Annotated in this window: 28 protein-coding genes; all 28 read left to right on the plus strand. The window is 45.6% G+C overall.

Annotated features, from left to right (window positions below; all coding sequences use genetic code 11):
- Positions 1-9 precede the first annotated feature (9 nt).
- Positions 10-942 (plus strand): phage major capsid protein, encoded by a 933-nt coding sequence (locus NSS94_RS02570; protein ID WP_025682608.1) that lies wholly within the window; start codon positions 10-12, stop codon positions 940-942.
- The gene (locus tag NSS94_RS02575; protein WP_076293302.1) at positions 942-1,304 is read left to right on the plus strand and encodes a Rho termination factor N-terminal domain-containing protein; all 363 of its coding nucleotides are present in this window, start codon (positions 942-944) and stop codon (positions 1,302-1,304) included. The genes NSS94_RS02570 and NSS94_RS02575 overlap by 1 nt, the downstream gene beginning before the upstream one ends.
- Positions 1,237-1,656 (plus strand): hypothetical protein, encoded by a 420-nt coding sequence (locus NSS94_RS02580; protein WP_341038541.1) that lies wholly within the window; start codon positions 1,237-1,239, stop codon positions 1,654-1,656. The genes NSS94_RS02575 and NSS94_RS02580 overlap by 68 nt, the downstream gene beginning before the upstream one ends.
- Positions 1,653-1,979: a hypothetical protein gene (locus tag NSS94_RS02585; RefSeq protein WP_076293301.1), complete on the plus strand. Its 327-nt coding sequence runs from the start codon at positions 1,653-1,655 to the stop codon at positions 1,977-1,979. The genes NSS94_RS02580 and NSS94_RS02585 overlap by 4 nt, the downstream gene beginning before the upstream one ends.
- The gene (locus tag NSS94_RS02590) at positions 1,966-2,460 is read left to right on the plus strand and encodes an HK97 gp10 family phage protein (protein ID WP_014599841.1); all 495 of its coding nucleotides are present in this window, start codon (positions 1,966-1,968) and stop codon (positions 2,458-2,460) included. Before NSS94_RS02585 ends, NSS94_RS02590 begins: the two co-directional genes overlap by 14 nt.
- On the plus strand, positions 2,460-2,954 hold the full coding sequence (locus NSS94_RS02595; RefSeq protein ID WP_341038544.1) for a hypothetical protein: 495 nt from the start codon (positions 2,460-2,462) through the stop codon (positions 2,952-2,954). The genes NSS94_RS02590 and NSS94_RS02595 overlap by 1 nt, the downstream gene beginning before the upstream one ends.
- Entirely contained in the window at positions 2,951-3,211 is a 261-nt protein-coding gene (locus NSS94_RS02600) for a hypothetical protein (protein ID WP_341038546.1), read from the plus strand. The genes NSS94_RS02595 and NSS94_RS02600 overlap by 4 nt, the downstream gene beginning before the upstream one ends.
- Positions 3,192-4,544, plus strand: coding sequence for a phage tail sheath subtilisin-like domain-containing protein (locus tag NSS94_RS02605; RefSeq protein ID WP_341038548.1), 1,353 nt, complete (start codon positions 3,192-3,194; stop codon positions 4,542-4,544). The genes NSS94_RS02600 and NSS94_RS02605 overlap by 20 nt, the downstream gene beginning before the upstream one ends.
- Positions 4,545-4,547: 3 nt before the next feature.
- Positions 4,548-4,994, plus strand: a complete 447-nt coding sequence (locus NSS94_RS02610) for a phage tail tube protein (protein ID WP_064796729.1) — start codon at positions 4,548-4,550, stop codon at positions 4,992-4,994.
- 63 nt (positions 4,995-5,057) lie between these two features.
- Positions 5,058-5,492, plus strand: a complete 435-nt coding sequence (locus NSS94_RS02615) for a hypothetical protein (RefSeq protein ID WP_341038551.1) — start codon at positions 5,058-5,060, stop codon at positions 5,490-5,492.
- A 188-nt stretch (positions 5,493-5,680) separates the two neighbouring features.
- Positions 5,681-9,187, plus strand: a complete 3,507-nt coding sequence (locus tag NSS94_RS02620; RefSeq protein WP_341038553.1) for a tail tape measure protein — start codon at positions 5,681-5,683, stop codon at positions 9,185-9,187.
- A 3-nt stretch (positions 9,188-9,190) separates the two neighbouring features.
- Positions 9,191-9,838: a hypothetical protein gene (locus tag NSS94_RS02625; RefSeq protein WP_341038555.1), complete on the plus strand. Its 648-nt coding sequence runs from the start codon at positions 9,191-9,193 to the stop codon at positions 9,836-9,838.
- Between the two features lie 6 nt (positions 9,839-9,844).
- Positions 9,845-10,822: a hypothetical protein gene (locus NSS94_RS02630; protein ID WP_341038557.1), complete on the plus strand. Its 978-nt coding sequence runs from the start codon at positions 9,845-9,847 to the stop codon at positions 10,820-10,822.
- Between the two features lie 2 nt (positions 10,823-10,824).
- Positions 10,825-11,250 (plus strand): hypothetical protein, encoded by a 426-nt coding sequence (locus NSS94_RS02635; protein ID WP_341038559.1) that lies wholly within the window; start codon positions 10,825-10,827, stop codon positions 11,248-11,250.
- On the plus strand, positions 11,243-11,686 hold the full coding sequence (locus NSS94_RS02640) for a DUF2634 domain-containing protein (protein WP_110455509.1): 444 nt from the start codon (positions 11,243-11,245) through the stop codon (positions 11,684-11,686). The genes NSS94_RS02635 and NSS94_RS02640 overlap by 8 nt, the downstream gene beginning before the upstream one ends.
- Positions 11,683-12,507: a baseplate J/gp47 family protein gene (locus NSS94_RS02645; RefSeq protein WP_341038563.1), complete on the plus strand. Its 825-nt coding sequence runs from the start codon at positions 11,683-11,685 to the stop codon at positions 12,505-12,507. Before NSS94_RS02640 ends, NSS94_RS02645 begins: the two co-directional genes overlap by 4 nt.
- On the plus strand, positions 12,504-13,274 hold the full coding sequence (locus NSS94_RS02650; protein ID WP_341038565.1) for a putative phage tail protein: 771 nt from the start codon (positions 12,504-12,506) through the stop codon (positions 13,272-13,274). The genes NSS94_RS02645 and NSS94_RS02650 overlap by 4 nt, the downstream gene beginning before the upstream one ends.
- Positions 13,275-13,283: 9 nt before the next feature.
- Positions 13,284-13,673 carry a phage tail-collar fiber domain-containing protein gene (locus NSS94_RS02655; protein WP_341038567.1) on the plus strand — a complete coding sequence of 130 codons (390 nt, stop codon included), beginning with the start codon at positions 13,284-13,286 and terminating at the stop codon, positions 13,671-13,673.
- A 14-nt stretch (positions 13,674-13,687) separates the two neighbouring features.
- The gene (locus tag NSS94_RS02660) at positions 13,688-14,611 is read left to right on the plus strand and encodes a phage tail protein (RefSeq protein ID WP_341038569.1); all 924 of its coding nucleotides are present in this window, start codon (positions 13,688-13,690) and stop codon (positions 14,609-14,611) included.
- Between the two features lie 21 nt (positions 14,612-14,632).
- The gene (locus NSS94_RS02665) at positions 14,633-15,013 is read left to right on the plus strand and encodes a hypothetical protein (RefSeq protein ID WP_341038571.1); all 381 of its coding nucleotides are present in this window, start codon (positions 14,633-14,635) and stop codon (positions 15,011-15,013) included.
- 19 nt (positions 15,014-15,032) lie between these two features.
- The gene (locus NSS94_RS02670; RefSeq protein ID WP_341038573.1) at positions 15,033-15,161 is read left to right on the plus strand and encodes a hypothetical protein; all 129 of its coding nucleotides are present in this window, start codon (positions 15,033-15,035) and stop codon (positions 15,159-15,161) included.
- 81 nt (positions 15,162-15,242) lie between these two features.
- Positions 15,243-15,740 (plus strand): phage holin family protein, encoded by a 498-nt coding sequence (locus NSS94_RS02675; protein WP_341038576.1) that lies wholly within the window; start codon positions 15,243-15,245, stop codon positions 15,738-15,740.
- Entirely contained in the window at positions 15,697-16,452 is a 756-nt protein-coding gene (locus tag NSS94_RS02680) for a M15 family metallopeptidase (RefSeq protein WP_445671532.1), read from the plus strand. Before NSS94_RS02675 ends, NSS94_RS02680 begins: the two co-directional genes overlap by 44 nt.
- Positions 16,452-16,667, plus strand: a complete 216-nt coding sequence (locus NSS94_RS02685; protein WP_341038580.1) for a hypothetical protein — start codon at positions 16,452-16,454, stop codon at positions 16,665-16,667. The genes NSS94_RS02680 and NSS94_RS02685 overlap by 1 nt, the downstream gene beginning before the upstream one ends.
- Before the next feature lie 279 nt (positions 16,668-16,946).
- Positions 16,947-18,830: a hypothetical protein gene (locus NSS94_RS02690; RefSeq protein ID WP_341038582.1), complete on the plus strand. Its 1,884-nt coding sequence runs from the start codon at positions 16,947-16,949 to the stop codon at positions 18,828-18,830.
- Positions 18,831-18,896: 66 nt separating this feature from the next.
- Complete coding sequence (locus tag NSS94_RS02695) at positions 18,897-19,352, plus strand: Panacea domain-containing protein (protein ID WP_341038584.1); 456 nt, start codon at positions 18,897-18,899, stop codon at positions 19,350-19,352.
- 392 nt (positions 19,353-19,744) lie between these two features.
- A complete protein-coding gene (locus tag NSS94_RS02700) occupies positions 19,745-21,163 on the plus strand; it encodes a transcriptional regulator (protein WP_341038586.1) in 1,419 nt (472 codons plus the stop codon).
- 187 nt (positions 21,164-21,350) lie between these two features.
- Entirely contained in the window at positions 21,351-21,578 is a 228-nt protein-coding gene (locus NSS94_RS02705; protein ID WP_341040380.1) for a hypothetical protein, read from the plus strand.
- Positions 21,579-21,666 lie beyond the last annotated feature (88 nt).

Below are 21,666 nucleotides of genomic sequence, written 5' to 3' on the forward strand. Positions count from 1 at the left end.
GAGATAAACATGAGAACAAACGGACAAATTATTAAGTCTACCATCACGACTACGTCGGACCAAACAGCCCTGAACTATGAGCAGGTGGACAAGTTTACCGAAATGGCTTATGAATCTACGGAGTTTCTAAAGGGGATTCGAACGGTTAACAAGATCAGCTCTAAAGGTACACTTGACAAAATCGGTGTTACTGGCCGTAACTTGCGCAGCAAAAAGGAAAATATTATGGCTGACAATACGCCTACCCCAACATTACCGCAAGTTCCGTATGCCGTAGAGCCAGTTGTTTTGCCATTCGAAATCACCGAGGAATTTATCCGTCAAACCGCTCGTGTACGTGGTCAGAACGGTGAGGATATTATTATGGCAGCCATGACCAAAAACTATGGTGAAAATATGCAGGATATTGGGTTTAACGGGGATACTGCTACGCCGAATACAGACCCGGATTATGCTTTCCTAAGTATGAATAACGGTTGGTTGAAACATGCGAAGACCAAAGGCAATTACATTGATTGGACCACGTTGAAGGACCCTCAGAAAAAGGGTGTACTGTTTGAACTGGAACGTGCGATTCCAACTCGTCTGCGTACTGGTGGTGTATTTAAGTATTTCATGCATCCGAATACCTTTTCTAAGCGGCTTCAGGCTTTGGCTGAGAAGGACACCAGTGCATCCATCCAATTGCAGATTACGGGCGGCGTGAAGAAGGTGAACAGCTATGAGGTTGAGGAAGTAGCTCATATGCCAGAGGGAGCTATCATCTTTACGTACCAACAGAACTTTGTCTTGGTCAATACGTACGATATGCAGATTCGTAAGACGACCGAGGGCAGAGAAGCCATTCTCGCGGACAAGCGTTTCTACGCTATCCATTCCGATTACGACTCTATCTTCGAAGAGCCAGGAGCCGTGGCATACGTCGAAGGGGTGGAATTTTAATGGCCTATATCACATATCGAGGAGAAAACACCTCTTTGATGCTTTACGGCATCCGCTTCCCGGCCAAAGTTCCAGTGTTGGTTGAAAGCGAATCTGTCATTAAAAATTTTCGTGAACGATCCGATTTTGATATCAAGGAAGAAAGGGTTATTCCGCTGGAAGACCTGACGTTGGTACAGCTTAAAGATAAAGCTAAGGCTGCCGGGATTAAGGGATTTAGCAACATGAATACACAGGATCTGATCACTGCGCTACGCGGTGGAGGTAAGCCTACCGACAATACGCCACCTGCAGGTGATCAACCGAAACCTGAAGGGGCTGACGGTAAAAATGCTGACGCCAACAATACTCCAACAGCGTAGCCGCGTAACCCCTATCCAAGAGGCACCGGCAGAGCTGTTACAACAATACATTGACGACGCACAGGTACGGATTGAGTTATACTTGCCTGTTCCCTTCCCGGCTGAACCTGATAAGCAGCTCTTGCTTGCTTGGGTGAAGCTCTCTGAGGGGTTAGCCCTACAGGACAGCGAGGAATATCTCGCATCGGTAGCGCGTAACTACGCGTCCGAAAGCGATGGGGCTTGGACGTACACCCGGCAGGCCGTGGAGGGCAAAACAACTGGTAATGCCGATGTGGACGCTATCCTGTTCTTGTGGGTGAAGAAGCAGACTGGACCGGATGATGGAAACATCACGGCTTATTTGTTATGAACCATCGTTTTCACACGCCACTGTCTGTGTATCGGACAGAGAGCAAAAGGGATGATGACGACCTGTTCGATGATCGGAAATCCGGTAAAGTTGCTGATCTGAAATGCTTTGTCGTGAAAACACAGACGGAAGCGAAAGCAGATTCTAAGCCGGTAATGTACATCGTCAAAAAGACGATAGGTATTCCGAAACAGGCTGACGTTAAACTCAGCGACGAAGTGGTGCTGCTAGGCCGCCGATACCTGGTGATCGACTCCATTCCGCGTCGTTACTGGCGCGAGCTGCTTGTAACATGTGAGGTGAAGGGAAATGACCGTGCATGATTTTGATGGGCTGGCCCGACGTTTTAGGCGCATTGCAGATGAGGGGATGGAACGCATTTTACGTAACATCGCAGAGGCAGCCGGGGAAACGCTGCTCAACCTGATCATTGATGAAATCGACCGACAGGATCTGATCGACACTGGGGCCATGTGGCAGTCCTTTTCCCGTGGCGACGATAACAACGTATGGGAATGGGATGTAGACCGCAACGCGATCACGCTGGAGCTTGGTTCCAACCTGCCTTATGCACAATTGGTCAATGATGGTTACACCATTGAGAAAAAACATTTTGTGCCGGGTTACTGGAATGGTGGTGGCTCTTTCGTGTATGATCCATCTGCCAAAACCGGGTTTATGGCAAAGCCCCGCAGTTTCATCGGTCGGCACTATTTCGATATTGCCGTGGAGCACCTTGAGGGCGGGATGAACCAACTGATCATGCGACGCCTGGAAGTCGAACTCGAAAGGATGTTGCGCTGATGATGGATGTGGGAGTAAAAGCCTGGGCTGAGATCGTGCGGCGGGTGTATCCTGATCTGTCTATCCTGCGAGATCGGTCTAAATGGATGGCTGGTGACTTCAAATTGCCAGCCGTGTTCATCGAGACGGACATTGTTTCGGACAAGGTTCACACGCCGAGGGCTGACAGGATAATTGAGGATGTGGGGCTGGTATTCCACTATGACAAGGAACGAGTTACTGAAGAGAACGAAGGGGAACCTATACCGCTTGATCTTGACCCGTTTTTCACCTACCTTCGGCAGCAGCGGTTTAACGTTGCTTCCAAGCGCTTCGGGGTTGTGTTGGTTATCGAGCCACCACGAACTCGGAAGAAGGCAGATCAGGTGGAACTTACGTTTCGATACTCTTATCTGTTGCACATACCGAAACCGATGGTGAATGACGATGGCAGCACGATACAAAAGATTAATGATTTCTACATCAGTCACAACGGGGAGGAATTTGACATATGACTGACGATTTAAACAAACGGAATAAGCAGGAATGGATAGGGAGCGCAGTGGTCTTGAAGGCAGAGCCTTACGAGATTGCGGGCGCTCTTTTTGATTGCGCTGCTTGCGCCTTGCTTTCGCGGGCAGAAGTGGAGCAAAGACTGGATGCGTATTTGCATCCGGTCAAGGAAGTCCCTGCTTCTATGCCTGTTAAACCAGAAGTACCACAAGTGAAAAAACCAAAGGAGGAAACGCCAAATGACAATTCAGCGGGTTAGGCCCAGCGCGTACATTGAATTGCTAGTAAAGGCACGGTCTCGGGTTGTTCCAACAACTGGCCGCGTACTCATTCCCTATCAGGCCGAATGGGGCGCACCGAACCAAGCCGTAGATATGGCTAATGATTCGGAGCGCCTTAAGGAGTCCGGCAAGCTTGTTGATGTACTGGAGCTTGCTGCCGAAAGCGGGGCGACTGTTATTGGCTATCGAGTTACAAACGGGGAAGAGAAGGCTGCATCTGTCGCTGTTGCTGACAGCTACACGATCGAGGCACGTTATCCAGGGACACGAGGCAATGATTTCGAATACATGGTGCGTCCGGCTCTTATCGATGACACCAAAAAGGAGATCGTAGTCCGCGACACCAAGGGCGTATATGATACCGAAACGTATCTTGTAGCTGACAAAGCCGCTGCTGTGGAAGCTCTTAAAAAGTCCGCTATGGTTCGGTTTAAAGATACCGGCGCGACTGCTTTTACAGATACGGCTTACACCAAGCTGGATGGCGGTACAACTGGCACGGCCACATTGGCAGCGACCGACTGGAATCGCATCTTCAACCGGGTGTACGGCCTGACGTTTGATACTATTTACCTTTCCGCTACTGATCCGGCTGTACAAGCTGCCGCCAAACAATGGCTGCTAGATCGTCGCGATAAGGGTCATAAGCTGGCGACGGTGGTTGTCGCTGGCCCGGCAGCTACGGACGGCGACATTGAGGCGCACAACGCACGTTCACGGGCCATGAATGCCCGTTATGTAATTAACTGCTCGTTGGCTGGTGAACACACCAACGGCAAGACCTACACATCCGTCGAATGGGCTGCATGGGTGGCTGGGCTGGTTGCGGGTACGCCTGCCAATAAGTCATTTACGGGTGTTGAAGTGCCTATGACATTGGCAAAAGTGGACTGGAGCCATACTGAGGCACTAAAAGGACTGGCAGAGGGAACGCTGATGGCTACACGAGATGGTTACAAATACATTATCGAATCTGCTATTAACACCCTGACCACAATCGGACCAAATGAGCGTGAGGACTTTGGGAAGATTCGCGTATCCGCTACGATTGACCAAGTAATGAACGATATCTACGAAGCGGGTAAGCGCTGGAAGGCCAAGCTTGATAATGACAAGGAAGGCCGGAGCATGTTTATTGCTGCTGTGTTGGAATATCTCAAAATTCGTGCTCAGCAGAAGGCCATTGCAGACAAATTCAGTTTCTCGGAAAATCCAGATAAGACAAGCGAGAACGATTATGCCTATTTCAAGCTCGGCGCCAAACCGCTTGATGCTATCGAAATTTTCTATACTGACTGGGAGGTGGAATAATAGATGGAACGCGAACTTATTGGGCGAAATCTCTCGCTCCAAGACGACAACGGCGAGGACATTCATACTGTCAAGGAAGTTGAGGTTAAGCTGACTACGGAAACATTGGATATTGTCAGAGCACGCCGTATGACGAAAACAAAGCAACTGACAGGTTATGAAATCCCGGTCAAAATCGTCATGTCCAAATTAGAATCACGGTTGCGTTACCGATTGCTGGAGGATTTTAAAGCGGGTAGGACCATGTTTTTGGCACGCATTACAGGCGGTCTTGAAGACCGGATCACTGGCAACACGGAGAAAGTATTGATTACTGGTGTTCACATTCACGGAGAAATGGACATCCTGATTGCCAAAATCGACGATAACAACGGGATCGATATTACTTTGGAGGGCACGGCGACGGATTTCGATTTTGTCGAAAAGTTCCCAGATTATATGTGGGAGTAAGAGGGCGATTTATTCGCTCTCTTTTTGTTTTTTTTAAATACAACCAATATGGAGGAAACAACAATGAGCAACCAACAAAACTACAAAAACGATAGATTGCAGAAGTACCTTTCCAAAGCGAAAGAAGACCGTAAAGACGACTTTATCTCAGTATCGGTTGATGGTGAGGATTGGTCTATAAAACGTTTGACTACACTGGAAACCCGTCGGGTTTATGAACTTGCTTATGACGAAGACGGAAAACCAACATCTCCTTTTTACACGGAAGTTGACGTGATGATCGTCAAAGCTACTGAACACGAATTTGATTGGAATAACAAAGACCTGTTAAAAGCATACGGTGCAACGAGTAAATTTGAACTGCCACCGCGCATTTTGGATGATGCGGATGATTATGCTGCACTCAGCAAGGCTGTACGTAATTTTAAAGAGACTCAGGAATCGCTTTTGGCCGAAGCAAAAAACTCATCCGGCGAGACGGAGAAGCGAGTTGGGTAGCCCACTTTTGGGTTAACCAAAAGAAATTGCCTGCCGAAGTCTTGCCATATGAAGTAGACGAACAGCGCCAGTATTATTTTTGCCTGGCTGCGTCGATGATCGCTGAGGAAGAAATGGCGCGTCTAAACAGGAAATAACCAGGTCGAAACAGGAAGGGGGTGGGAACAATAGCAACTACGTCAGTTACGGTGCCATTTGAGGCACGAGATATGATAACCGGCGCTGTCCGAAATATGCGCCGTATGCTTCAAGGGGCGCATGACGACTTAATGAATTTTCGGCGGGCATCGGGCAGCATGTTCGATGATTTTGTATCCGGTAGCCGTAGAGCTCGGGAATCCGCCGACGATCTAGGTAGACGGATTAATGGCGCGTCCGACGAAGTACGGCGTATGAATCAGATCCAGCTCGATGATATCTTTCGGCGGGCCCGTGCTGGAGCCGACGATCTTCGGCGTTCAGCGGATCGTGCGGACGCGGATATCCGTAGTATTCGTGATGCTAATGTGAAATTACGTGCTGAGGATTCCATAAGTCCAGTCGTTGACCAGGTATCTGACAAGATTTCAGCCTTGGCAGCTTTGGCGGGCGGAATTGTGCTTGGTAGCGGCATTAGTGACTCTATGTTTGGAGGCGTGTCCGACTACAGCCGTGAGGCGGCGCGAAGTGCGGCTTACATGCCGGAAAACATTCGTCAGCAGAGCCTTAGTACGGTAGATGATTTAGTTAAAAAGGCCATTATCCCAGATCGTATTGAAGGAACCAGACAACTTGCCGATGCAGCTCCTTTAGTTCAGGACAAATCCAAGATGAGTGACTTCGTAAGTGCGTCTGCTAAAATCCAGTACATTCGCCCGGATGCCGGAGCTGAGGAAGTACAGCGGGCGTTGTCTCAAACGTCGAACAGTTTTAAAGAATCCTACAGTCAAGTCGCTGATAGCATGATGTATGCCTATAAGGAGGTAGGTGACAAACAACAGGATCTGTTCGATACGTTCTGGGAATACAGTCCTTACTTCTCCAGCAGCGGAACTGACTCAGAGCAAATGAGTAATTTTTTAACGCAGACGGTGAAGGGTGGGGCCTTCAACTTCGACAAGCCTGCGGATTTTTTCAAGGAAACGTTTGGTGTAAAAGCTTTGAACACTGGTGACATGGCGAATTACTTTATCAGTCGCGGAGCAGGCAAGGATGAGGCACAACGTCAAGCCCAATCATTTACTACCGATATTAATTCAGGGAACAAGCAGCAAGCACAGGGAGCCATTATGGCTCTAGTAGCAGATTTAAGAAGTCAATCACGTGACCAGTTAAAGCAGTCTCTTGTCACTTTGGGCTCTGGCGCAGCGGAAGATAATGCTGATTCGATCCTCAAAACATATGGAACGCCTTTTGAAAAGGCTCCAGATATGAGAGGAACGACTGATAATTTGCTTCGTAAGCAGCAAGCTGCTGATCCGATGACGGAAATGAAGCAAACTCGTGCTGAAATGAGCTTGCAAATGCAAGAGATTGGAACAAACGTTGCTCAAGCAGCCCTTCCAGCTTTGAAGGAGTTTAACGCCTTGCTAGTGCAGAATAAGGACAACATTCAGGCGCTTGGTACTGGAATAACCAGTGCGATAACCGGAGCGACTAGCTTCTATAAAGATCATTTTAAAGCCATAAATACTGCCTTAATGGGGTTAGCTGCTGTACTGGTAGCTAAAAAATTATGGGCCTTTGCACAAGGAGTAAAGAAGTTCAACGATGATCTTTCAACTGCCGCTAAATGGGTAGGAGAGAAGGGGAAAGCGGGGGCAAATGCCACAGGCAGAGGAGTCAAAGCCGGTTGGAATTGGATTCGTCGGAAACCTCCTGAACCTCCAGCTCCACCGCCTGAAGAAACACCAGCCCAACGAGCTGCACGAATACGGGAGCGGATGGGTGGGCGTGGTATTAGACGCCAATTGAGTGGAAACCGTAACCCTGTCGATGATCGTATTGGAGGTTTACGCTCTGTTGCTTCGATGACCGTTAATGCGACTAAAGTTTATATTAATGGCTCTGTGTCCGGTGGTGGAGACGGCGGGGCAGATGATGGTGGTGGCGATGGTGGCGACCGTGACAGAGATCGCCGCCGTAGACGAAACCGTCGTGGAGGGCGTAGGGGAGCAGGAGGCGCTGGCGGTAGACGACGCATACGCATTAATGGCCCCCGTCCCACTCCACCAAATCCACCTAATCCGAATCCAAGCCCAAGGGGATCGCGTGACAATCCATATCGTGTTCGTCGTCCTGCTCCACCCAATCCACCGCCACCACCGAGTCCGCCTTCTGGCGGTGGCCGCCTGAGAGGCTTTCTTAAAGGAGCAGGTAAAGCGGCTAAAGTTGGCGGTATTGTTGGAACAGTCGCAAGCGTAGCAGCCGGCGCATATGACCTCTACCAAGCATCCAAGGATAAGGGCTTGCGTGAGGCTGTATCTACTCAGGGCGGTGCTATGGTTGGCGGTGTAGCTGGTGGTGCTATTGGCGGTGCTTTTGGGTCTGTTCTTGGTCCGCTTGGCACAATGGCCGGTGCATACATCGGCAATGTCGTCGGTGAAAAGATAGGGAAATTTGCGGATGAAAGTGGACTGACTCGTAAAGTGGTGGACGGTGCAGTAGGTATTTTCAATTCTGCTAAGGATAGCTGGAGCGGTGTTAAAAACTGGTTTACTGGAGACAAGAAGGAAGAGAAGCCCGGCCCCCCTCCTGAAGCCAAAATTACGATCAACAATCTGACTGAGCAGAAGCAGAAGCGTCTTCAGCAGATTGGCGACGATGTGCGCAAAAGTATAGTCGATAAAGGTCTTAAAGAGGGACTGAAAACTGTTGCTGAACAGCCAGAAGTCAAGCAACGCCTTAATGCGCTTAAAAATACATTCGGCGCTGTTTGGAAGATGGGTGACAGTAGCAAGGCTCAAAAAGATGTCAAGGCCGTAGGAACCGCTACAAAGAGCAGCGCTGATGAAGTAGCCAAGGGTGCAGCCAAGACCAAACAAGCTTATCAAGAGGTCGGAAATGCAGCCAAGACGGCTGCTGAAAAAGCAAAGCAATATCTGCTCTCTCTTAAAAGTGTGTCGGGCCAAGGCAATAGCTGGGGTAGCGATCTTATTTCCCGTTTTGTTGCCGGGATGCGTAGCCAGTTTCCGACACTTTCCTCTGTAGTCAGTGGCGTTGCTGTAGTCCTTAAAAAGATGAAGGACGTGAAAGACGGTAACTCTGGCGGAGGCGGTACTACACCGAAACCCAAGCCACGTCCATATGCTCAAGGCGGCTATATTAACCGTCCTCATGTTGGGTTAGTGGGTGAAGCTGGTCCAGAAATGATTATTCCGTTGTCGGCCAGCCGACGCAACCGTGGTCAGGAGCTGTGGGAGCGGGCCGGGATTATTATGGGCGTTCGGCCATATGCAAACGGCGGCCAAGTCGGACGGCCAAGCCTGATCGGTGCGTCCAGTATGATGCCGATGGCACAGATGCTTAATCCATCCGCTTCGGTTGCCCCGAAGTCAGTGAACATTGAGAATATCAATATTGATTTTGGTGAACTCGCGAAGGGAATAACCAACTTTGTAGAATTTGCAAAAATGTTCAGTAGCCCGCAGGGGCGAGCTCTGATCCGCAAGGTGGTTGGTGAGGAATTGATTAAAGTATTGGAGAATGGAGGGTAGGCGATGCTGGCACTATCGCAAGGCAAGATCCGTCTTACCTTTCCGATCACCCCGGCAGAGATTCAAATAACCGGAGGCAATGAAGTTGAAACCTTCACTGTCATAACTGGTCAGGAACGCACAGGGAAACCCGTCTCGAAGGTGAAACGGGTTTCTTTTTCTGCTATTCTTCCACGCTATTGGGAAGAAATTTGGGAGACGGATAGCAAACAGACGGTCACGTATAAAACACCGGAAGTAACGTGGAAGCTGCTGGAGCAATGGAAAGGTAAGCCGGTTGTACTTAACTTTGAGAACCTATTTAGTCAAACGATGCTCTTGGAGGGGATGGATCAGACGTACAAGGATGGACAGGGGAATCTTCATGGTAACTATTCATTTGTGGAGTATAAGCCTGTTAAAATCGTCTCTTACTCTAATTCTAAACAGGTTCTCAAGCCTGGAACCGTGATCACTAAACCGTCGAAAAGTCGCCCTAATACTACAGGCAAAAAGGACAAAAAGAACGATAAGAAAAAAGATGATAAAAAAAAGAAGGCCAAGGATAAAAGCAAAAAAGCCAAAGAGGACCCAAACGCTAGGGGTACTTTTGACTATACGGGTTCCAAAAAGCGAATATCGGACAAGGTTTCCAAAGCGAAAGGGAAGTGATGTATTATGGACGGATTTGCGGTTGTATATGGCAAGGAGAACGCCCGGCAGATGCTGACCGATGGCATCGAGGAAGTATCCTGGTCCTCTGGTCGCGATGAGATTGCCCGCAGCGCTACGGTGCGGCTTCGCAATGCAAGCAATATAAAGGTAGCTGGTATGCTGATGTGCTTTTCGCAAAAGGTCGGTGGTGCTTTATATCATCACAAAAACCAATTTTTTCACGGGCCGATAATCAAATATGAGCAAGACGAATTCACAAACGCCTGGGAAATTGAAGGGCGGGAGATCGGCTGGTACTTGTCCAAAAACAAGGGGACCCGACCGTACTTAAAGGGTGAAGCGGGAGCGGAGCTGCAAAGATACGTCAAGAGCACAGGCATTGACTTCCGTTGTCCTGCTCTCGGCTTTAATTTGGACGAGCGTTATGGGACTATGGCCCATTCGGAAATCATCCTCGACGTATTGCAAAAGGCATATGAGCGTAGCGGCTACCGTTACTATATAGACCTTGTTAGGACGGAAAAGAGCTTTTATCTGCAGGTGATGCGCGAAGGGACCAATACCAAGGTCCCTATTTTTGTACCTGAACAGATGACCTCCAGCACGGCAGGATACAGCATCGAGGAAACCTATACAGTCGTAACCGCGCAAAAATGGAAGGATGATAAGATTGCTTCCGCTGTTACCAAAACGGCAGCGGGTGCGGTGAAGGCGATGGGCCGAATGGAAGAAATCATTGAAGTCGGTGAGGACGAAAAGCCGGAGACCATCGCTACGCAGCGGCTGAAAGTTTTATCTGCTGCCAAACAGATCAAGAAGATTATAGTTCGGCACACGGACCATACGTTATCCGGCTTACGCTCTGGCTGGCTCGTACTCACCAAGACGGATCATACCTCTAAATGGATTGTGGTGACTGCTGATAGCAGCTATAAGAATGGAACATATACCGTCACGTTGGAACTGGAAAGGAGGGAATAGGGGTGCTGAATGATGCGCTCAAGCTTCTAAAAGAACAGACCAAAGACAGAATCGACGCACGGGACACTGAAAGAGCTACACTCCGGAACTGGCCGGATAGCCCATCAATACAGGTTGACGGTGACCCTGAGCCATATCCAGCGGAAAGGCTAGTGTTTGCTGAGTATTTGTTGGATCGGGAAGTTAAAGCGGATTTTGTAGTGGCCGAATACCTGGAAGGTGACGAAGCCAAAGGCAGTGTCACAGGCATATTGGCTGACGGGGTGGTATACGAGACAGGAGAGCCTTACAAGCAGGGTTTACGCAGTTCGTTACGTGGCAAGCTGGTTATTCCTAGCCCTTTGCAGGTCGGAGATCGCCTGATTGTCTCCAGGCTGAGCGGACAGCGGTACTACGTCCATGGGAAGGATGTGGGCGCTGGTGGCTGACGATGAAACGTTATTTCCGGATATAGACTTTTCCGCATTGGACGAGGTGGAGCTGACCGAAACCGTAGCATCTGAAACCAAATGGACGTACGTGATCGACTATCGCACGCGGCAGATGGCAACCACCGACGACGGGCGTCCCAAAAAAACGGCTACGTATGGTGAATACCTTGTGCAGACGGCGCTAAAAATCCTGAACACCGAGCGATTTCAATATGTGGTGTATGACGCTGATATCGGTGTCGAACGATCTGAATGGGCCAATTGGGAGGACGTTGAAATAAAACGCGACATTGAGGAAGCTTTGGCAGCTCATACGGAAATCTCTCAAGCTGAGGTGTTGTCGATGGAGCGGAACGGCCAGAACATGTATTTGCGAATTAAATTAACCGGGCTGGCCGGAGAAGTAGAATTGGAGGAGGCGATTGAATTGTGAATGTGAAATTAACAGACCTTCCTGCACTGCCACCGATGGCAATTTTGGAGGAAACCCCAGAGGAAGTTTACCGCCGATGGGTCAACCGGGCGATTACATTGGCACAAGAACGCGGTCTACCTCCACCCCCGACGGATCCGGGAGAGTTATTTTATGATCTGTGGTATCCCATCGCTATGGAATACGCTGAACAGCAGGAGTTGTTAACATATGCCTTTCTCCAAGCCTTCCCCATTTGGGCAGACAGTGAGTATTTAGATGGTCACGGATGGTCGGATGGTATGCCTCGGAAGGTGGGGGAGGACGACGACACGTACCGATTGCGAATGCTTGAGCGTGCGTTTACTGAGGAAGGCAGCGGGCGTCGAAAGGATTATGAGACATGGGCGAAGGAGCTGGAGGGCGTTGGTGGTGCTGTTGCCGTGGAGAAGGCACGTAGCGATGTGTCCATAGATTTGTACCTGACTGACCTGCAGGGCAAACCAGCAACAGAAGAGTTCGCCGCTAAAGTTAAGACGAATTTATGGGAAAGTAAGCGGATTGCCGGGCATGATCTGGCCGTTCATCCTGCCCCGGTGTTCACGTTGCAAGTAGCTGCGAAATTAAATACTGTTCTTCCGCTTACTGAACTGGTCGAACCAATCAGACAGCGTATTGCTGATTATGCTCTTGGTCGTACAAAGCTTGTCTTTAATTACGTTGGTGCAGCTTTGTTGGTCAAAGGCGTGGAAGATTATGAAAATCTTACGCTTAATGGAACGACTCAAGATGTTGAGGTTCCAGTAACGTCCGTATTGCAAATTGAGGTGAACCTGACATGATACCTCTGCGATACCGGGAAATGCTGCCGCCACACATGTATGAGATCGACATGGCCGAGCGGCATTTTGACGTTATGGAGTTGGAAGTAAACGATCGGGAAAAGTCGATTGACGATCTGGGAAATCAGTTCGTTTTGAAAACTGCTACTTGGGCATTGCCCATTTGGGAGTGGATATATTTCCGACAGGAGCAGATTGGGACACTGGAGCAGATTGGGACACTGGAGCAGCGCCGTGATGCGATACGTCGTAAGCGCTGGGCCAAGCGGCCATTTACGCTGCCCACACTGCGGCTAATGGGTAATAAATACGGCAAACTGTTGGATATACAAGAGGATTTTCTCGCCAAGCAAATTCGTTTTGTTTACTCAGTCGAATCGGATGTGGATATTAAAAGCCTGATGGAAGACTTCGAATATATCCGGCCTGTCCACATAAACAAAGCTCTGCCCTCGATTCATATTGACTTTCATCATGCGTTCCAGATCCATTCACGTATTCATTTTCGCTCCCGCGTTCGCTTCTTTGGTGGTCGTCCTTGGTATCTGGATGGTGTTGAGTTACTGAACGGTGCTGCATCCTTGTCTGGATGGACCGAAGAGCGCCAGCGATATCGGAACCGGTTGGAGCTGAAGGTGAGCCATCCGATCCAGAACCGACAGGAAGGCATTGTAAGGGTCCGGCAGAATTATTGGCTGCTGAATGGTAGTGTTGCGCTCGATGGTAGCCGATTACTCAGTTCCACTGAAGAAATAGAAACTGTATAGGAGGTAATTATGGCTGAACAAGTATTAACGGTAACAACTGCCTACGCCAGAGAGCAGATGGCCCGCGCTCGTGCCGAAGGTGGCATGCTAACGAAGGTGGTCAAAATGGCATTCGGTAGCGGCGGGGTGGATGCAGAAGGCAAACCACTTCCGCTGGACGGTACTGAGCATGCTTTAAAAGGGGAGTTGCTGCAAAAGGATATTACCAGTTATGAATTTATAGCCCCAGCGACTATTCGTTATGTCTGCTCGCTAGCAGAGACCGAACTAGCCGGGAAAGCCATCAATGAGCTTGCTTTGGTAGATTCGGCGGGCAAGTTGACTGCTGTTCGCACCATGACCAACAAAATTAAGGACAGCGACATGGAGTTTATATTTGAAATTGATGATATCTACTAAGGAGGATGAGTCTGATGGCGATAAAACAGCCACGTAGATTTGTTACCACGGATCAAGGGCACGCCGATGTTTTTAATCAGCCGATTGATACGCTTTATGAAAATGACCAGGCCTTGGCTGCGCAGTTGGAGAGCATCAAAACCGATCCAGCCGGGAACGACATTGCATCCAAGGCAGCACTGGACAAACATGCTGCCGATACCAACTTGCACGTTACAGCCGCCAAGCAAGCGACATGGAATGCAGCAGAGGGCAATGCCAAGAAGTATACGGAACAGTATGCAGCACCCAAGGCGCATACGCATCCTGCATCGGATCTGCCTTCCGCATCAACACAGGCGCGCGGAATTGTACAGATTAATACATCGGTAAGCAGCACTTCTACAGATCAGGCAGCGGCGCCGATCGCGGTCAAGACGGCATATGATCGAGCCAATGAAGCATACAGCCGGGCAGACCAAGCTTTTACGCAGGCCGTTGATCTTAAAAATAAAATCGTAGGCGCGATCAACGGCAAATTTGGAGGCGCCGGTTCTGATATGAGTAGCGATCAGATAGCAGCAGTAATCACAAATGCACCTGTAAAACGCTTTGCGTCTGGTACGTTCAACGGTCAAAGTGCTCAGGCTAGTAGTTGGGGACAGTCCATATCAATGGTGGTTTCTGTTGGAGGTCTTTCTTTCACGCCTTCTGTGGTTTTTATAAGAGTTAGGTTAACTGAATCGGACGGCTTCCGGCACATAGATTCTTTCGCCCGCCTCAGCACCGCGACCGGAGACACCATTTACGGCTGGAGAGGCAACAGTGTATGGGCTCCTCCTTTGCGTCAACAAGCCGGCGGATTTAACGCGACCATCGAAGGCAGCAAAATAGACGCATACGCCGGAGGATCACCCATTTCTAAAGTATGGGCGTACGAATGGTGGGCATTCGAATAAAAAAATGAAAGGGTGGGTAATATGCAAATCGGTTCTAAGGTTTATTGGAGAAAAAGCAGCGGAGAAGTAATCTTCATCACGCCGGAAATCGAGTCGGAACATGTTCGTGAGACAACCAAAGAGGATGATATGGGGTTTTACCCGCAACTCAAGGGATTCAACCCAGCACAGGTTGAGGTGTTGCAATTAACCCATCACCAGTATTACGAAGACTTTCAACGTGCAAAGTCGTATGTGGTCAATCCTGATACCGGGAAGCTGGAGTTTGTTTATATTGATGGCGGCGGTAGCGAGACTCCTACACAGCAAGTTCCTCTGACAGATCAGGTGACAGAACTAAAGACGCGCCAGGACAGCACGGAGGCCGCTTTGCTTGCTCTTATGGATGTTACAAAAGCTTAATGGAAGGAGGTGAAGCCTTATGTATGGGTTTTTGTTGAGCATGTGGATTATGAAAAAGGTTGATGAACAGCGGCTAGTTTCATACACGCCAAAATTCATTAGCGAGGAAGAACGAGAAGCGATTTTAGCAACAACACAAAATGTTTAACCAGCGTATCCAAACCGGATGCGCTATTTTTATGCCCTCGGTGAGTGGTCGGGGGCTTTATTTTTTAAGGGGGAAAAGGTAGTGAGCCAAATAAAAATGTTTGGCAGCACCGTATGGACTGCAATCGTTGGGACATCGGAAAAGGAGGCGGCAGCAGGGGGAGTGACGGCGCTGACTGGTCTGATTGTTACATTTTTGGGTGGGTGGGACAAGCCGCTTCAGGTGCTGCTTACGATGATGGTATTGGATTATATTTTTGGAGTTGCCGCAGCTATTAAAAACAAAAAAATGGACAGCGATGTGATGTTTTGGGGAGGCATTCGAAAGGCTACGGTTTTGACGGTGGTGGGATTGTCTGCACAATTGGACAATTGGCTACAACCAGGCGCACCGATCTTCCGGACGGCGGCTATTTACTTCTACGCTGGCCGTGAAGGACTTTCCTTGGCCGAGAACTGGGGAGCAATGGGAATACCACTGCCCTTTAAGCTTAAAAGTTTCTTGCAGCAGTTAAAAGACAAGGGAGATGGACAGGATGGTACAACTGACGCTGGAACAGATACAAAAAAAGTCTCTTAATCGGCTTGTCGGGCTGAATCCAGTTTTTAAAATTGTAATGGAAAAATTAATTGAGCGCTGCTATGCCCGTGGTGTTTGGATCGTGATTACCCAAGGTTTACGAACATATGCGGAGCAGGACGCACTCTATGCCCAGGGACGGAATGGAGATAAGCGTCCCAAAGTAACAAAAGCCAGGGGCGGATATAGCAATCATAACTTTGGGTTTGCGGCCGACTTCGCGCTGCTATTACGAGATGGCCGCACAGTTTCCTGGGACACGCTGAAGGATGATGATAAGGATTCCCTTCCAGACTGGTCGGAAGTTGTTGAAGAAGCGAAGAAACTAGGGCTTGAGTGGGGAGGAGACTGGCGCAGCTTTAAGGACATGCCCCACCTGCAGATGATCTTTGGAATCACGACGGCTCAATTTCGTGAGGGCAAGCGCCCAACTCAAACGCAGCTTAATGCAGCTTTAGCTAAGATAAATAAAACGGAGGATGAAAAAATGACAGCAGAAGAAAAAGCGGCCTTTAAGGCGTTGCAAGATCGTGTAATCGCATTGGAGACCGCGAATAAACTCACCAAGGTACCAGCGTGGGCCAAGCAAGCCTGTATTAATGCTAAGGCTGCCGGAGTATTGGACACAGCAAACGATGGCTCCTATGACTTTTACAGACTGGTCACATTGCTTGACCGAGCTGGAGTATTCAAGAAGGGAGGCGTTGCATAATGACAGACTGGAAACGTAAATTGTCTAGCCGTAAGTTCTGGGCGTTACTAGCCGCATTGATCACGAGTTTGCTAACTGCTTTTGGTGCGAACAATGATACAGTTATCCAGGTGACTGGCGTTATCGGTGCATTTGGTGCAGTAATTGCTTACATTCTGGCTGAGGCTTACGTAGATGGTAAGTCGGCTGAGACATCAACCACTGACGATTTGTAAATTTACAAGCGTTTGGAATTACGAAACACCCTACTGGCTTCGGCTGGTGGGGATTTTTTTGTTTTCTTGGTTGTTAAGTAGGGCATTAATTTAACTATATATGCAGTACAGATGTAGGATGGAAACTGGAGAGTGAGGGAATTTTATCTTGAATAAGAACACTTGTTCCTGTATAATAACAGTATAATACTAGGAAAAAAATTATTTAAAGTTGATAGATTCTGGGTCTTATGGGATAATTATTTGGGTAAATAATCCTATTTGACTGGGGTAATAGTAATGTTAAATATCTATTCATTTCTATGGAATCTACTTTTTTGGGGCAAAACTTATATATTTAGGCCATTAGCATTGTTTTTCATATTTTTTCATGATTCTGTTAATTGGGTTATAAAAAAAGTCTTTTCTATCCCTACACTCGCGATATTTCTTTTACCAATAATATATATATTATTGTTGGGTTTCGCTCAGGGAATGCATCTAAACGGAATATTAGATATTTTTCATAGTTTTTATACAGTTTTGAACTTTTCTCCTGGTTTGAGTACAGATATCGCTGTAATTAAAACTCTGACTTCTGTTGTTGCATTTGCTATCCCATTGAGCTTGACATTTTTTTATTTTAGTTACAAAGAACAAAAAGCGCTGGCTATTAGTAATGCTTCTTTTTCTTATGCTTCTGCTCTCGCGTTTGTCTTTACTTGTATAATGGCTGTAGCTTTCGGAACTCATTTATCAGTGGCTCTTAAAACTAAAGCGTCGATGCCAATCGAAAAGTTAGACGCATACTTTTCAGGCACTATTGGTGTATGGCTCATTTTTTGTTTTATGGCTTTTCGACAAGGCATTATTGTTGTAAAGTTGCATATTTCAAATCTACATGTTAAATCTCAAACAGATTATTCAATTAAACAAATAAAAGAAAATTTACATTGTCTTAAATACTCATTTGCCAAATTTCAAAAAAAGATGTACTTCAACAGACTGTATGATAATGTGGAGACGCTTTATCAATTAATGTTTTTGTCAATTGATAAAAGTACTTCTACATATTATGATTACTGTGTTAAAAATTGGAATAGAATATTAAGTGACATACATGAGAAGCCTGAAAATCAGAAGTATATAAGTGGACCGAGCTTAACTAAGGGAGATGATCTTTATTTAAATTTGTACAAATGCATTTTAAATAACCAAATTAATCTTTTGATAAAGTTGATAAAATCGCATAGGTTCGAGGATGCTAATATCGCTTTTGAAATGTTAGAGAAGCTCGAGTCAAAAAAATCAGCGTATTATACTGCTTTGCACGAGATTGCTATTTTGAGTTTTAAGCTTGATATATTGGACACTATTTTAATCAGATTGAATAATATAATGGAAACGTATAGACATAAAAATGACAGTGTCAATGATGTCAATATTATATTTAAACAGCTTTTAATTATAGCCATAGAAAATAATGATGTTAAATCCTTGTCAAGAATTGTTTACTCCATGTTAAAAAATTTTAAAACAGAGGATATGAGATTGAAAAATGGGAGAATTCCTATTCCTTTTATGGCAACCCCTGAACAAAACATTCAACAAAATGAGTGCATTATTTACATGTTATTTCAGGCTTTAGTAAAAACAATTGAACTTTCCCATTATAGCTGTACTGGGTTTTTAATAAAGTTTATGGTCACGAACTTTAAAGGAGATATTATCAAAAGGGTTTATAGTATTGTAATTGATAATTTAATAACTAACAAAAAACAAGAAAGCCCTTATCTTAAAAATAATGTTATTTCTAATGTGGCTGTATCCTTTAATTTCAATTCCACTACAATAAGATATTGTTTTGAAAAGATGTCTTTATTATTATACTGCCAACAAAAATTTGTTTTAAGAAAAGGTATACTAATTAATTTTAATAATACCGTGGAACCAGTAATAAAGATCTCAGGTATTAAATTTGAGGTAGATTATCTTGTTGAGAAGATTAAAAAGGCTGGAGACAAGTATGGATTATTATTTTTTAGTTCAAAGTTTGTTGATGAGGCAGGAATTGAAAAGGATTTTTTGGAAATTATAAGTGATGATTTGAAGAAAGAGAAGGAGAGATACAAAGAATTTAAACCTAATTCTAAGGAACGCAAAAGAGTACGTAAAGCTAGATGAAAAGTGAAGAATAATTTACTTTCTCAATAACGTATGTTTTAATACACTATAGAAGGGGTGAAAAAAATGGCTAAAATTTTTGATGTTGCAGATTTTTTTATTCAAAAATCACACAGTATAGATATGCCAATCACTCATTTGAAACTTCAAAAACTTTGCTATTATGCTCAAGCTTGGAGTTTGGTATTGAACAATAATAAAAGATTGTTTAATGGTGAATTTCAGGCTTGGGTTCATGGACCAGTTAATCCCGAACTATTTAGGAAATATAAAGATTATGGTTGGGATCCAATTGATTGTACATATAATGAACCAGCTTTAGATAAAAGCGAAAAACGTATCATGACTGAGGTATGGGGTGTATATGGGTCATATGATGCGAAGTTTCTCGAAGCATTAACGCATAATGAAGAACCATGGAAGGAAGCAAGAAAGGGACTTCCTGATGACGCTTATTCAAAACAAACCATTAATGAGGATACGATGAGAAGATATTATAGCGATTTGCTGAAGCAGTCGTGATCTAAAAAGTAAGCATTTATTACGGCCTGTAACACAAAAATAGTGTCATTGAGTATGAAGACATCCTACTGGCATAAGTTAGTAGGATGTCTCTATGTTTAAAGGAATTACCACTACCGAATACCTATCCTGAGGTAACCGGCATAAACATATATATTGTATTTACAAAATCATTCAAAAACAAATTATACTTATCTTATAATCCGAAAGCATCGGTAGCACCCCGCTGGCTCAAGCCGGTGGGGTGTTTTTTTGTTTTTAGGGATGCTCTTATGACAAACGCAGCTTTTCCACATGATTCGCAAAAAAGATATTGACAACTGTTAATTACTGGACAAAAATAGTAAATGATTATAAAATACTGGAATTTCTATGCGAAGGGTGGCTATGACATGAAGCATACACCTACGATTCGAGCAGAATTAGACAGATACATACAACAAGAGGGTTTGAACATAGCGCAATTTGGACAAATTGCAGGCATGAATAGGGGTATAATAAGTGCTATTGTAACAGGGAATAAGTCTATGTCAGTTAACCAACTTGACCTCATTACTGAGGCTATGGGTTTGCCTGAAGGTCACTTTTACGACTTGTTCGTGGAAAATTACATCGTCGACCATCCTCCGAATATGAGGCGAATCGAGCCGTTTTTGTTTCGCTGTGCGGAGTTGGACAAGCTGGATTCGATCCGTCGAGTGGTGGGAGCCATCATGGACAATCTACTTTATTCGCCCAAGCTATTTGAAATTGCAGAGGAATTGTTGTCGCAGGGAAGACACGCGGCTGCATTACTGCTCTATGAGGGGGTAGCTGAAGCGGAGAAATATCAACATTCTGAACGTTTGGCAGTCTGTCAATATCGCATATTCACGATTCAAATTGGAGACGATCAAAGTCGTAACATTAGGGCAGCAGCGGTATTTGAAGCTTTTGTCGAGCGTCTGGATGAAATAGACCAGCTTGACGCATTGAAGGATTTGGCGAACGTATACAGGTCTTTGCGTAAATGGGACAAGGTTGACGAAATGGCAAGGAAAATGAGAGCTAAAGCGGAAATCCAATACACTTTGAAGCATCAACAGAAAAATCGAGAGTGTGACGAGCATAAGAAGTTGACTCGCCCTTTGTTTGTATACATTTCCTATGCTGACCTGCTGTGTGCAGGTGTTTGCGAAGCCCAAGGTGATTATCAACAAGCTCTAGACTATACATACACCTATGCTAATTTAGATTGGGTAAAAGAGACAGATGATGATACCCAACATTGGATCGGCTTGTTTCGACACTGGGCAGAAGTTAATACATACGTATTTAAACTTTTGTCTGGGGATACAAGTGTGCTAACGGATTATGTTGAATACATTGCTGCATCAACCAATAAAGCCGATAAAGAAATGGTAACAAAGCTACTGAACGTAATGTTGGCAGCTAACCGATATCAGTTAGATGTGAATCGCATACTTAAACGTTTTGAAACGGTTATTGACTCTTTTGTGCAGCAGGGGCAGCCATCATCTGATATGTACACTAACCAAGTAATACCAGAGCAATTCGCACGCTTTGGATATGAATTGGCTTATTATTATTTACATCTTGGTATGTTTAGTGATGGCTTCAAATATTTGATGTATTCAATGGTAAGTTATCATACATTGAATAATGAGACTTATTATATAAACTGTATAGGGCTGCTTGAGCGTTTTCGTGCTCACCTAAGTCCTGAAACCAAGAAAGAATATTCAAAATTCATTGAAAAGGTGTGGTTAGATAATGTTGAAAAAATTAGCTCTTCTGATCATCGCGGCTAGCTTTTTGTTTATTGTTACTGTGCCTGTTCAGTCGCATAGTCATCAAATTATTCAACTACAGGATGTCGTTGGAGGGGCTTAAACGTAAGTAAAGCAAATCCCTGCTAACCTTAATTGGTCGGCGGGGATTTTTAACTTGCAGGAATTACCACACTATTCATCGAATGAATGTATTGAGGTGATCAGCATGAACCATACATATAAAGTGTTGAAATCAGATATTGAATTATTTACAGCAGCATTAAGTCAGGTAAGAGTATATGTTGTACAGCCGTTGGGAGAGAATTTGATAGATATTGTGGATTATGGCGGTACAGTGGAGAAGATTACACCTGAGTCGATTAAAATTGATGGATCATATTTCTTACGGAATCAATTTGAATTTAGAACTGATGTAAAAATTTCTGATGGATAATAATTATATTTGTTTATGAAAATTCAAAATCAAGTAAAAGCAATAACGAACAAGGATTTTGTAAATGTTGTTTCCTTATTGCTTTTAC

The sequence above is a fragment of the Paenibacillus sp. FSL L8-0644 genome, assembly GCF_038008165.1.
Classification (GTDB): Bacteria; Bacillota; Bacilli; order Paenibacillales; family Paenibacillaceae; genus Paenibacillus; species Paenibacillus polymyxa_D.